The 11,114-nt window shown below is 62.7% G+C and carries 6 protein-coding genes; 5 read left to right on the top strand and 1 reads right to left on the bottom strand.

The features are described from left to right. Positions 1-33 precede the first annotated feature (33 nt). Positions 34-498, top strand: coding sequence for a hypothetical protein (locus tag AC6H4Z_RS18625; RefSeq protein WP_497543468.1), 465 nt, complete (start codon positions 34-36; stop codon positions 496-498). A gap of 82 nt (positions 499-580) precedes the next feature. Continuing rightward, the gene (locus AC6H4Z_RS18620; RefSeq protein ID WP_497543467.1) at positions 581-1,120 is read left to right on the top strand and encodes a hypothetical protein; all 540 of its coding nucleotides are present in this window, start codon (positions 581-583) and stop codon (positions 1,118-1,120) included. 40 nt (positions 1,121-1,160) lie between these two features. Here AC6H4Z_RS18620 and AC6H4Z_RS18615 read toward each other — a convergent pair whose 3' ends face one another. Beyond that, positions 1,161-3,566: a phosphocholine-specific phospholipase C gene (locus AC6H4Z_RS18615; protein ID WP_497543466.1), complete on the bottom strand. Its 2,406-nt coding sequence runs from the start codon at positions 3,564-3,566 to the stop codon at positions 1,161-1,163. Between the two features lie 163 nt (positions 3,567-3,729). Here AC6H4Z_RS18615 and AC6H4Z_RS18610 point away from each other — a divergent pair, with 163 nt between their 5' ends. From AC6H4Z_RS18610 to AC6H4Z_RS18600, 3 genes are all read left to right on the top strand, one after another. Further along, the gene (locus AC6H4Z_RS18610; RefSeq protein WP_497543465.1) at positions 3,730-6,210 is read left to right on the top strand and encodes an ADOP family duplicated permease; all 2,481 of its coding nucleotides are present in this window, start codon (positions 3,730-3,732) and stop codon (positions 6,208-6,210) included. 72 nt (positions 6,211-6,282) lie between these two features. Further along, positions 6,283-7,596: a 1-acyl-sn-glycerol-3-phosphate acyltransferase gene (locus AC6H4Z_RS18605; protein WP_497543464.1), complete on the top strand. Its 1,314-nt coding sequence runs from the start codon at positions 6,283-6,285 to the stop codon at positions 7,594-7,596. Between the two features lie 431 nt (positions 7,597-8,027). Further along, entirely contained in the window at positions 8,028-11,105 is a 3,078-nt protein-coding gene (locus tag AC6H4Z_RS18600) for a SusC/RagA family TonB-linked outer membrane protein (RefSeq protein WP_497543463.1), read from the top strand. Positions 11,106-11,114 lie beyond the last annotated feature (9 nt).

The following is an 11,114-nucleotide window of genomic DNA, read 5'->3' as shown; positions in this document are numbered from 1 at the left end:
AGAACGGCTCTCCGAAAGGGGAGCCGTTCTTTTTTGAACGGCGCCGAAGGGCGCGCCGGCCGAACGGCGCGCCGGCCGAACGACGCACCGGCCGAACGACGCACCGGCCGAACGACGCACCGGCTGAACGACGCACCGGCCGAACGACGCACCGGCCGAACGACGCACCGGCCGAACGACGCACCGGCCGAACAGCGCACCGGCCGAACAGCGCACCGGCCGAACGGCGAACCGACGCAAGGACGCACGTCGCGGTGTTTGGCCGTCGCGGTGTTTGGCCGTCGCGGTGTTTGGCCGTCGCGGTGTTTGGCCGTCGCGGTGTTTGGCCGTCGCGGTGTTTGGCCGTCGCGGTGTTTGGCCGTCGCGGTGTTTGGCCGTCGCGGTGTTTGGCCGTCGCGGTGTTTGGCCGTCGCGGTGTTTGGCCGTCGCGGTGTTCGGCCGTTGCGCCGTTCGGCCGCTGCGCCGTTCGGCCGCTGCGCCCTCCAGCGATTGGGATGAATTGCTCCCGACCGCATTTCACAGATGACGTCCCTTCTGACCTTTCGCTCCATTGTTCCTTCGATCCTTTCATGGAGCACCAATGCAGTACGCACTATCGAGTCGAGGCAGACTCCTCGGCCATACCTCCCTCGATATCCCACACGTTCAAGATCACGTGCGATTGGGCTTCATTGACCCAACTGCAGAGGGACTTCGCCTGCTTCCCGACGCCACCGGCGTTCCCGCGGCGGCGCACGCTCTCGCCCGCGCCGCAAAACGGTTGGCGTACCGCGGATACTCGAGCCTCACCGAGTTCGCCGATTTTCGGGCCGCGTGCGATCGACGTGAAGCGCTGGACTTGCAGCTACGCGACGAGAACGGCGTGATTTTCGAGTGCCAATGGATCCAGATCCACGATCTGCAAGCATCGAGCATCGACGACGAAGATCTGGAGTTGATCGACGACGAGCCGATAGACCCTGAACTCCAAGCGTCGATCGATCACGACGTCGAACTACTCGAGTCGTCGTACGACGAGACACTGCCGTGGGAGCCTCCCGATGAGCGCTGGGAGACGATGCGGTATCACATGATGGTCTATCTCGGGACCCCCGAACACCTGCTCGAGATCGAACGTTGAGTTCGGAGCCTTCTCCAGCTTCGGCGACGACGGCCTCGCGCTACGCCTTCTCGCCCATGGCTGGATCGGTGATGCTCCATTTCCCCGTCTCGACTCGCCCGGCATACCGATACGCGAGGCCGGCAACCCGAACGGTGAAGTCGTACCAACCGTGAGAAGGCGCGACATCGATCGTGAGTGTCGCGGGTACTCCAGGGGCCGCGCGGAAGCGCTTCACCTGGGCGCCGTACGCCTCGTCGCGGACTTCGACGTCGCGAGTCGCTCCACTTCCACTGCTTACGATGAGATTCAGCGCTTCTTTCGCACCGTGGTCGATGATGATCCTCACATCGCCGCTGTCGCCACCGCGCGCGGAGAACTCTCGCATGAAGCCGTTCGGACCGTCGACACGCACGCGATAGTCGGCCGCGATCGGGATCGCGTCGCTCAGCGTATCACCCGCGCGCACGGCGTAGGCGCGGGCCGTCATTTCGCCAGCGCCGGAATATGAGTAAACGTTGAACGCTGCTCCTTGTGCGGCCGCACCGAATGCGTCGCGTCGCGCGGCCATCGCGAGGATCAGCGTCCCGTCACGGGCCTGGCCATTCACGACCAACTCGTAGGGCAACGGACAAGATGGTCTCGTTCCAGGCTCCTGGGCCGCGCCAATGTTGGTGCTGGTGATCGCTCCCTTGGTGAGCGGCGCACCCCCGTGCGGGCGATCCTTGAACTTCGCGGTGTGAATGCGCTCGACAGTCGCATTCCGGTCGAGGGGCGTTGGCAACTCGATGTGCTCGTCGTCGTACGGGCGAAAGGTCGATGTCAGGTCGCCGCAGACCACGCGCCGCCAGTCGCTGATGTTCGTCTCCTTGACCTGCTTGCCCTTGCCCGCCAACCACGTCTCGATGAACTGAATGACCGACGTGTGGTCGAATACCTGTGAATTCACTGCGCCGCCGCGACTCCACGGCGACGCGATCACGAGCGGAACGCGGTAGCCCAGTCCGAGTGAACTCTCACGGCCATGAACGTTCGCCCACTCCGCGGTCGTATCGAGGCCAGAGGATGCACGTCCCGTTTCAGGCCGCGACGGATGTGGCGCGACGAACGGGGGAACGTGGTCGAAATAGCCATCGTTCTCGTCATAGCAGAGAATGAAGACGGTCTTCTTCCACACCTCCGGATTCTTCGTCAGAATGTCGAGCACCTCCGAGACGTACCACGCGCCGAACCACGCGGAACTCGGGTGGTCGGAGAAGTTCTGTGGTGCAACGAGCCACGATACCGCCGGCAGTGCACCAGCCGACACATCGCGTCTGAATTGATGCAGAATGTCGCTGCTCGGCACATTGATCTCGCGTTGCACCGCGCCATCGGTATACGAAAGCTTGGTGAGCGACCGATATTCTGGATCGGTGCTATTCGTAGTGAACGCCTTGAGGTGCAGCGCCTTCGAGCGCGCGGACAGTGCGTTCCACGCTGCGTCGGTGTATTTCCGACGTTCCGCTTCGGCGGTTTGTACGGCCACACGCAGCGCCGCGATCTCCTTCTCCAGTTTCGCTCTCGCATCGGCCGTGAGATTCGTTGCCGTCAGCGCGCGCTCTTTTTCCGCAATCTCCTTGGGCGCTTCGGCGAGAAAGATCGGCAGGTAAGTGCGGCGGCTCTTGGCGAACCGGATGTTGTACTGCGTGAACCATTCGATCGGATTGTCACCAAAACTGCCGAGCCAAGCGTCCGCTTCGCCGTGCAACCCGGAGTCCATGCTGATTTCGTTCTGATAGATCCGCCACGACACGCCCGCATCTTCGAGGCGTTCGGGGAATGTGGGCCACGACGCCTCGCGATCGTACACCGTGTCTTCGTTCATCACGCGGGCCACGTCTGCAGTGTCGCGGCGCACGTTGCCGGTCCAGAGGTAGAGACGGTTAGCCGTGGTACCGGTGAGCGACGAACAGAACGCCTGGTCGCACACCGTGAACGCGTCGGCAAACGCGTAGTAAAACGGAATGTCCGCGCGCGCGTAATGGCCGAGCGTGAAGGGCAGATCACGTTTTGGTTTGGCGATCAGCCACTTGTCGTATCGTCCACCGTTTCGTGCATCCACCTGATCGGGCCAGGTGTGCGGCAGTCCACCGATCCACGTCGCATTGGTCTGCGCAATGTCGAGCCGGAAAGGAGCGTACGTGTCGCCCTTCGCGTCCGTCTGAAACCAGACCGGATTTCCACTCGGCTGCACATGGGCGCGCGGATCGCGAAAGCCGCGCACGCCGCGCAGGGCGCCGTAGCTGTGGTCGAACGAGCGATTCTCTTGCATGAGAATCACCACGTGCTCGGCGTCGCGGAATGTCGTACCGGCGGCAGGATTGATCGCCAATGCACGAGCGATGGCGTCAGGGATTGAACCGCCGACGAAGGCACCGCTCGTGAGGAGGGCTGCGCTGTGGAGGAACTCGCGTCTCGTCTGCATGTGCTCAAAGAATGTCGATGCCGCGGACGTTACGCGAGCCCGCCCGCGAGAACCCGAGGAGCGTGTAACGACTGCGTCTCCTGACGGCTCCGCTTGATACTCCCCGTCGTCGGCAGTCTCTTAGACGAACGGCAGCCCACCCCTGGCCTTTACCCGCTCGCCTATGTCGATCCGCCTCGTGTTCGACGGAATTCGCGCCGACGCATCGATTGCGCTGCGATCATTGCGCGTCAATCTCGGTTTCACGTTCACCGTCGTCGCGTCGCTTGCACTGGCTGTCGGCGCGAGCGCAAGTGCGTTCAGCGTCGTCGACGCTGTGCGCTTTCGCGCGCTGCCCTTTGCCGATGCGGATCGCCTCATCGTGCTGTCGGAAACTCCGGCGAGCAAAGCGCCCGGAGTCGCTGCTGCGGCCAATAGTTGTAAGGCCGCGTGCACCGTATCGTTCACGACCTATCAAAAAACGCTCGCGCCCCATCGCTTTCAAACCATCGATGCGATCGCCGCGCACGTCTCTGGCGGAAAGGCCCTCACCGTGAACGGCGAGAGCGAAGTGGTACTCGGCACGTTGGTCTCGGACAATCTGTTTCCGTTGCTCCGCGCCACGCCGGAGCGTGGGCGGCTCTTCACCGCCGATGACAATCGACTCGGATCGGCGCCAGTCGCCATTCTCAGCCACGAACTGTGGGCCACGCGCTTTGGGCAGGATCCAGGAATACTGGGTACAGCAATTCAATTGAGCGACACGCGGTACACTGTGGTTGGTATCATGCCGCAGGGATTCGACTTCGAATCGGGATCGCGCTTCTGGCTCCCTGCAGTTCCGTCACTCGATCCAAGTACGCGTCCATCGATTCGCGCCGTCACGGTCATCGGCCGCCTGGCACGAGGCGCGACCATCGCGCAGGCACGCGCTGAGTTGGCGGGCGTCGAGGTCGATGCGGGTGAACGCCAGTCGGGATCGCAAGCGCGACTCGAGCTGTCTGCGCTGCCCTTGCGCGAGCGCTACACGGCGGCGACGCAGAACTACGATCTGATCTTCTTTGCGGTCGTCGTGTGCGTCGTGCTCATTGCGTGCGCGAACCTGACCAACCTTCTACTCGCTCGCGGTCTCGATCAGCGGCGTGAATTTGCTGTGCGCGCTGCGCTTGGCGCCGAGCCCCGGCGATTGGCTCGTCACGTGCTGGTGCAGAACGCTTTACTTGCCGTCGCAGGCGCGGTTGTGGGACTTGGATTCGCGGTCGCATTCCTCGCCGTGATTCGATCTCTCGCCGTGCTCGACACCTTCCGGCCGGCGGGAATGGACTATCGCATCGATGAACACGTTGTTGTGTTCGCCGCTGCGGTCGCGATCGTTGCGGCGGTCGTGATGAGCATCATTCCGGTGAAGCTCGTGCTCGGAGCCAATGCACAGGATGCGCTTCGTGAGAGCGCGTCGAGTGCACCAGGCGGTGAGCGTGGCACGCGCGCACAGCGACTCTTCGTCGCAGCGCAGGTGGCGTGCGCGGTGACGCTGCTCATCTCGGCGGGCCTCACCGTTCGCACGGTTTTTCGACTGTCACGCGCTGACCTGGGCTTCGCCGCATCGCAACTCGTTCAGGCGACGCCAAGTCTGCCGCACGATTGGCGCGTGAAGGAGAAGTATCTGCCAGCGATTGCGCGCATCGAGGATGCCCTCCGTGCGCTTCCTGGAGTCAGAACAACGTCGACGCGTGCAACGATCGCGCTCGGCTCTACGCGCGCTCCGGCACAGCTCACGCTGACTGACGCCCCGACGCCGCTTGCGCGCGACGTCACTCCGTCGAGCATCCTTGCCGTCGATTCCGCGTACTTCGATGCGCTTCGCATTCCGATCGTGCGAGGACGTGCTTTCGAGGTCACCGATCGCGACGCGTCCACACCAGTGGCGATCGTGAATCAGTGGGCGGCGAATCACTGGTGGCCTGGGCGTGATCCGATCGGTGCACAACTGCGCATCGATACGCTGCCCGGTCAGTCGGTGACCGTCACGATCATTGGCGTCGCGCGCGACAACAAGGCGGGGCGGGGAAGTCTATTGCTCGCGGGCGACGGCCCTGAGCTGTATCGCCCCTTCGCGCAGGCGCCGTCAGCATTTCCAACGTTCTTCGTTCGCCTGAACGGAGCCCTGGCACCCGTGCTTCGCCCAATGCGCGCTCAACTCGGCGAGATCGTGCTCAACCGACCGGTGTCGACGACCATCGTATCGGATGCGGTGAAGCAACAACTCGAGGGAGTTGCAACGACAGCACGCCAGATTTTCGCCTTCGCCGCGGTAGGACTGCTGCTCGCGCTCATTGGTGTATACGGCGTGCTTTCGTATTCGGTTCGCCGACGCACGCGCGAGCTAGGAATCCGTCGCGCGTTGGGCGCTTCGGTGCCGAACGTCTACAGACTCATCGTGCGTGATGCACTGATCGTGACCGCGCCAGGAGTCGTGATTGGCGTGCTCGGAGCGCTGTATGTCGGTCGCTTCGTTGCGCCGTTGTTGTACGGTACGCCAACGCACGATGTCGCAACCTTCACCGCGACCGTCGTGCTCGTTCTGATTGCCTCAGTCGCCTCCGCGCTGTTGCCGGCAACCCGCGCAGCGCGCGTTTCTCCGCTGACGGCAATTCGCGGGCAGTGAATCCGACATAGCGGGATGTTCAGCCTCCTTCGGCGGCCCGGGCGACGCGCCCTCCTGCGCTTTCGCGCTCGAGTGGACCGCTTCAAGCTCGCCAGCCGGCAGGTGGTACGTGATCGGCTGCTCGCCGATCCGGCGATCACAAGCGCCGTGCACGATCATGCTGCTGCAAACAACATCAGCGAAGCCGATGCGTGGGCGCGCGTCGCCGTCTACGTGAAGGAGATCGTCCCGTTCTTCAACGTCGTGGCGTACTACCAAGTCGGCTATCGAATCGCAGAACGCCTGTTGGGGTTGTTCTACAAAGTGGCGGTGGAGCACGAGAAGCCCGCTGCCCTCAAGGCGCTGCCGCGCGACGCGGTGCTCGTCTACCTGATGAATCATCGGTCGAACGCCGACTACATCCTCGTGAGCTACGCTCTCGCTGGACAGGTGGCGATCTCGTATGCAGTCGGTGAATGGGCGCGCGCTTTTCCGCTCGAGCACATGTTCAAAGCGTTCGGCTCGTACTTCATTCGGCGGAAGTATCGCGAGCCGTTGTACCACGTCGTACTCGAGCGGTACGTGCAGCTCATCACGCGCGAAGGCGTAACCCAGGGGATTTTCCTCGAGGGCGGGCTCACGCGCGACGGCCGATTGAAATCTCCGAAGATCGGACTCCTCGACTACGTACTCGGAATTGCGCGCGACCCGGCGTTTCGATCGCGCATTTACATCGTTCCCGTCGCGATCAACTACGATCGGGTGCTCGAGGATCGCTCGCTGCTCCGCGAATTGTCGTCCGTAAACAGGCGACGACTGTCGCGCCTTCGCCAATTCGGAGGCGTCGCTCGATACGTCTGGTGGAATGCGACGCGACTCGTTGCACGCCGCTGGAAGCGATATGGCCGTGCGGCCGTCACCGTTGGAGCACCAATTCCGATCGCCGACTGGTTCGCCGCGAACGCGGACTTGTACGACTTGCCGCGACCTGAGCGCTTGGCTCGTGTGCAATCGCTGTGCGACTCGGTCATGTCGCGCATTGGCGAATTGGTGCCGGTAACGCCGGTGCCGCTCGCCTGCGCCGCCATTCAGAGCTTCGACCGAGACTTCATTCCGCGGGCTGCACTGCTCGAGCGGATGACCGAGATGCGCGACGCTCTCGTCGAGGTGAATGGTCGCATCGTTCGACACGACGGCGGCATCGAGGACACCTTCGATCGCGCCTGGCGCATGCTGCGGATGCGGCGGATCCTCGCCGAGGTTGGCGATGGGTACATGGTTCTGCCACGCGGCCGGGAGCTCGTCAGCTATTACGCCAATAGCGTGGCCCACCTGCTTGGCCCATTCGAGCACGCCGTTCGCCTACGCGACTCCCTACCAATGAACTACGTCGCGCGACTCGGCTGATTCGCCCCGGTTCCATATTCTGGAACTAGCATGGCGCGCGCTTCCACGAACCGGGACGGTGCGAAAGGATTTGGCCATCTCCGGCGAACGATTGCTGACAATCGGTTGATCGAACGCTGACATCGTGTATGATGCCGGAAATTGGATAAAATTTCGAATTCATTGCGGGTATTGCACACTAGAGTAACAAATGCGACCATTCTGCCTCTCACCGTACGCGTGCCTCTGCAGGCAGCGGCGAAGACGTCGCCAACTGGATCGGCCACTCACGTTGCACCGACTACGCAACTAGCTACGCGGCACGACGACCAGTCGACTTCGCACGCATCCGAAATCCCATCCGCGAGGGAATCCCCCTCGGCACCATCAGCCCGCGTTCTTGGCGGGCAGACTTCCACCCAGCGTCCCCCACAAACCCGGTACCCCTCGTTATGAAGAAAAGAGTACTCATGGTGTTCATGGGACTGTTTCTTTCTGCGGCGCAGGTTTTTGCGCAGCAGAGAACAGTCACCGGCAAGGTGACGAGCGAACAGGGCGCCCCATTGTCGGGCGTGTCGGTCGTCATCAAGGGCACCAACTCGGGCAGCACCAGCGGCACGGACGGCAACTACTCCCTTCGCGCCTCGCAGGGCGATGTCCTGCAGTTCCGGCTCATCGGCACGGCTCCAGAAGAGCGCCGAGTCGGTGCTGAAGGCCAGATCAACGTCCAGCTTCGCCGCGTGGCTGCGTCGCTCGACGCCATCGTCGTGACGGCCATGGGCCAGACGGCATCGCAGCGCGAGCTTGGCACGGCGCAGCAGACGGTGCGCGGTCAGGACATCTCTGGCACGCAGCGCGAGAATTTCTTCAACGCGATCCAGGGCCGCGTCGCTGGTGTCGACGTGACGAGCACCTCGGGCGCACCGGGCGCGTCGTCGTCGATCGTCATTCGCGGCGTCAGCTCGATCAGCAGCACGAATCAGCCGCTGGTGATCGTCGACGGCCTGCCGCTCGACAACAAGACCACTAACACCGGCTCCTTGGCCTCCGACGCGCCGACGTCCGCGCTTGCCTTCAGCAACCGCAACGTCGACTTCACGAACCGCGCCGCCGACATCAATCCGGAAGACATCGAGTCCTTGACGGTCCTCAAGGGACCGGAAGCCTCGGCTCTCTACGGCATCGACGCGGCGAACGGCGCGATCGTCATCACGACCAAGCGTGGCCACTTCGGCTCCGGCGGTTTCGACTACAGCAACAGCTACCGCGTCGAGCAGGTGCGTGCGCACCCCGAAGTCCAGAACATGTTCGGTCCGAGCGGCACGCTCAGCGTGTCAGGTTCTGGCTACGGCTCGTACATCTACTTTGGCGCGCCGTACCCGGCGGGCACCAAGACCTACGACAACATTGGCAATTTCTTCCAGACGGGCGTCATGCAGCGCCACAATCTGGCGTTCAGCGGCGGCTCGCAAGACAACAAGGTCAGCTACCGCATCTCGGCCGGATCGACCAAGCAGGTCGGCGTCGTTCCGAACACGGGCCTCAACAAGATCAACCTGACGGGTTCGTCGCAGGGTCAGGTGACGCCCTGGTTGTTGGCTGACGTGTCGATGAACTACATCTACTCGAACAACGACAAGGCCTACAAGGGCGACGACAGCCCGCTCATCGGTCTGGTCGCGTGGCCTGATACGAACAATGCGGCCAACTGGCTGACGCCGGCCGGCACGCGCGCGCGTATCACGGGACTCTCGGCGGCTACGGAAGTCGACAACCCGTACTTCGCGGTCAACAAGAACAAGAGCAACAACAAGACGAACCGCATCAACGCGAACGCCGGCTTTACCCTCTCGCCGTTCTCGTGGGGCTACCTCAAGACCAACCTCGGCTCCGACGCGTATACGAGCCAGGACCTGATGCTGCGCCACCCCGAGAGCGCGATGGCCGGAACGACCAACGGCATTCTCGACATCAATGACGACGTCACGCGTAACCTCAGCGCCCTGACGCTCTTCAACGTCAACGAGCGGACGCTCGGCAAGGGGCTGTCGATCACCGGCTTCGTTGGAAACTCGGTGCTCGATCAGAAGTCGTCGGTCGACGGCTCAGAGGGCGTGAACTTCCTCGATCCGAATTTCATCTCGGTCAACAACACGCTGAGCAAGTCGAGTCGCACGGTCATCTCGCAGCGTCGTCTCGTGAGCGCCTTCGGTACGGCGACCGCCAGCTTCCGAAACTACCTGTACGTCACGGCCACGGGTCGTAACGACTGGACGTCGACCATTCCGAAGGGCGCGAACTCGTTCTTCTACCCATCGGTTTCGTCGAGCTTCGTTTTCACCGACGCGTTCCCGGGCCTTCAGAAGTACCTCACCGCCGGTAAGCTCCGCGCCGCGGTCGCCTCGGTGGGTCGCGACGCACCGCCCTACTCGTATCGCACGACGCTCGAAGGAAAGACGACGTCGTTCGGCGGTTACGGATACGGATTCACCGGACCGAACCCGCTGCTCAAGCCCGAGTTTGCGCACTCGTACGAATTCGGCACGGAGCTCAGCTTCCTCGACAACCGCCTCGGTGTCGACGCGACGGTGTACCACAAGCGGACGCAGAACCAGATCGTCCAGAACCTCCGCGAGAGCTACGGCACGGGCTTCATTCTCTTCAACTTGAACGGCGCCTCGACCGAGAACAAAGGCACCGAAGTTTCGGTGCGCGCCACACCGGTGTCGCAGCGCGACTTCTCGTGGGACGTGCTGGCCAACTTTGCGCGTGCTCGCGGCAAGACGGTTTCGCTGCCGAACGCGCTGCCTGAGTCGTACGTCTCCGACACGTGGTTGTACGGCAACGTCCGCAACGGTACGGAGCCGGGTCTCTCCACGATGTCGTTGACCGGGTTGTTCTATCTCCGCAACAACCAGGGCCAGATCCTGATCGATCCGACCACGGGTCTTCCGATCCGATCGACGACGTTCATCGACCACGGCTACGATCGTCAGCCGAACTTCACCATCGGTCTCTCGAACGATTTCCGCATCAAGCGCGCGACGCTGAGCTTCCTATTCGACATCCGAAAGGGCGGCGACGTGTTCAACGCGACCGAGCACTATCTCACGATCCACGGTCTCGCGACGAGCACCGAAGATCGCAACACGCCGCGCGTCATCGCTGGTGTGATTCGCGATGGTAAGGAAAACAGCGCGAACCCGACGCAGAACACGATCGTCGTCACGCCCGCCATTCAGACGGCGTACTACACGAGCATGAGCGAAGAGCCGTTCATCGAGAAGAACATCAACTGGCTGCGTCTGCGCGACGTGACCCTCAAGTACGCCCTGCCGGCGCGCTTCGGGAAGAACACCAGCGTGTTCATCACGGCGACCGACGTCTTCCTCTGGACTAACTACACCGGCCTCGATCCGATCGCGAACGGTAACGACGCGGCGGTCGGCGGTTCCGGCGGCGTCGGCATCGACTACGGCGATTTCCCAATTCCGCGCGGGATCAACTTCGGCTTCAAATTGAGTTTCTGAGGACACGAC

This window comes from Leucogemmata humicola (genome assembly GCF_055379415.1).
Note: the sequence above shows the minus strand (reverse complement) of the source record. Positions and strands in the feature narration are given on the sequence as shown.